This is a genomic window from Pseudomonas sp. K5002, assembly GCF_013386655.1.
GTDB lineage: Bacteria > Pseudomonadota > Gammaproteobacteria > Pseudomonadales > Pseudomonadaceae > Aquipseudomonas.
On the sequence record NZ_JACARK010000968.1, the window covers coordinates 1 to 2,624 of the forward strand.

Annotated in this window: 2 protein-coding genes; one reads left to right on the top strand and one right to left on the bottom strand. The window is 63.2% G+C overall.

Annotated features, from left to right (window positions below):
- The coding region (locus tag HX846_RS31840) for a membrane-bound PQQ-dependent dehydrogenase, glucose/quinate/shikimate family (RefSeq protein WP_178966929.1) at positions 1 to 1,992 on the top strand (1,992 nt) is incomplete at its 5' end.
- A 42-nt stretch (positions 1,993 to 2,034) separates the two neighbouring features.
- On the opposite strand, the gene HX846_RS31845 is transcribed toward HX846_RS31840, so the two are convergent.
- Positions 2,035 to 2,624: LysR substrate-binding domain-containing protein (locus HX846_RS31845; protein ID WP_178966930.1), on the bottom strand; the 590-nt coding region annotated here is incomplete at its 5' end.

The window sequence follows — 2,624 nt, forward strand, 5'->3', positions numbered from 1 at the left end:
GCCTATGGCGTTGCCGGGCTGCTGGGCCTGGGCGTGGTCGCCACCCTGGCGTACATGTTTGTACCGACCCACGTGGTCAAGGCCAGCAGTGAGCCTGCGGTGACTGCGGTAACGCCGGGCACCGAGCAAAAAGACTGGGCCCACTGGGGCAACACCACCGCCGGCAATCGGTTTGCCGCGCTGGACCAGATCAACAAAGGCAACATCGACAAGTTGCAGGTGGCCTGGACCTTCCACACCGGTGACATCCCCGAGAGCAATGGCGCCGGTGCCGAAGACCAGAACACCCCGCTGCAGATCGGTGACAGCGTTTACGTGTGCACCGCCTACGGCAAAGTGTTTTCCCTGGATGCCGATACCGGTGCCCAACGCTGGAAATTCGATCCCCAGGGCAGCGGCCCCAACTGGCAGCGTTGCCGTGGCCTGGGTTATTTCGACAGCAGTGCCAGCGAGCAACCCGCCGGCGCCAAAGCCTGTGTGAAACGTCTGTTTCTGCCGACCGGCGATGCCCGGTTGATTGCGATCAATGCTGAAACCGGCGCGCCTTGCGAAGACTTCGGCGACCACGGCACTGTCGACCTGAAGACCGACATGGGCGAAGTGAAGCCCGGTTATTACCAGCAAACCTCGACGCCACTGGTGGCGGGAAATGTTGTGATCGTGGGTGGACGCGTGGCGGACAACTTCTCCACCGGTGAACCGCCAGGCGTGGTGCGCGCCTTTGACGTGCACAGCGGCGAACTGGTGTGGGCCTGGGATCCGGGCAACCCGAACACCACCAAACGCCCACCTGCAGGAGAGACCTACACCCGGGGCACGCCGAACGTATGGTCGGCCATGTCCTACGACGCCAAGCTCGGCCTGGTCTACCTGCCTACCGGTAACGCCACCCCGGATTTCTTCGCCGGTGAACGTACCGCCTATGACGACAAGTGGAGCTCCTCCATCGTCGCCATCGACGTGAAGACCGGCCAAGTGCGCTGGCACTTCCAGACCACTCACCACGACCTGTGGGACTTCGACCTGCCGGCACAGCCGCTGCTCTATGACATTCCGGATGGCAACGGCGGCGTACAGCCAGCACTGGCCCAAGTCACCAAGCAAGGTGAAATCTTCCTGCTCAACCGCGAAACCGGCGTGCCCATCGCCCGGGTCGAAGAGCGCCCGGTGCCCCAGGGCAATGTGCCCGGCGAACGTTATTCGCCGACCCAGCCGTTTTCGGTGGACATGCCTTCGATCGGCAATCAGCAACTGACCGAATCCGACATGTGGGGCGCCACGCCGTTTGACCAGTTGATGTGCCGCATCCAGTTCAAGGGCATGCGTCATCAGGGCGTCTATACGCCACCAGGCCTGGACCGCGCGCTGCAATTCCCGGGTTCGCTGGGGGGGATGAACTGGGGCAGTGTGTCAGTGGACCCGAATACCCACTATATGTTCGTCAACGACATGCGCCTGGGTTTGGCCAACTACATGATCCCGCGCGACAAGATCGCCGCCGGTGCCAGTGGCATCGAAATGGGCGTGGTGCCGCAAGAAGGTACGCCATTCGGTGCAATGCGCGAGCGCTTCCTCTCGGCGGCGGGCATTCCGTGTCAGAAGCCGCCGTTCGGCACCCTGTCGGCCATCGACCTGAAAACCCACAAGCTGATGTGGCAAGTGCCGGTGGGCACGGTTGAAGACACCGGGCCGCTGGGCATCCGCATGCACATGCCGATTCCAATCGGCATGCCGACCCTCGGCGCGTCCCTGGCCACCCAGTCCGGCTTGCTGTTTTTCGCCGGCACCCAGGACTTCTACCTGCGCGCTTTCGACACCGGCAACGGCAACGAGATCTGGAAATCACGGCTGCCGGTGGGTAGCCAGTCGGGGCCGATGACCTACGTGTCGCCCAAGACCGGCACGCAGTACATCGTGCTCACCGCTGGCGGCGCGCGACAGTCGCCGGACCGTGGGGATTATGTGATTGCCTACGCGTTGCCCAAGAAATAGGGCGTGAAAAAGCCGCACGGATGTGCGGCTTTTTTTTGCGTCTTAGATCGCGTCAGCCAGCAGGCATCGGGCAAAGAGTTGTGGCACCGGAAGGTTGCGCTGGCTGTAGCGGCTCAGCAAGATGATTTCCCGGTTAAAGGTCAGCTCGCCCAGCGGGATGACACGCACCTGCGGGGATCGGTCCAGCCATAGTCCGGCGTGGGGAACCAGTGAAACGCCCAGGCCGCATTCGACCATTTTGACCAGCGCCTCAATCTCGTCCAGTTCCAGCGCCACTTGCACGTCCAGCCGCTGATCCCGCAGAAAGCGACTGACCAGCCGCCCGCCAAACGAAGCCCGGTCGTAGCGCACGTGAGGATGAGCGGCGAGCAGTTGCAGCGGGTCATCCCCCTCGACCTTCAGCGGCGCGATCAACACAAACGGCTCCCTGCGCAGCAGTTGCACGTGCAGTTCCTTGGGCAAGTCAAAGGGTGGGCGAATGATGATCGCCGAGTCGAGTTCGCCTGCATCCACCTGGCTGAGCAGCTCCAGGGAAACTCCCGGCACCAACTTGCACTCCACCGTCGGCGCCGCCTGGCGCAAACGCACCAGGGCCTGGGGCAGCAGGCCGGTCTGGGCGGTGGTGATGGCGC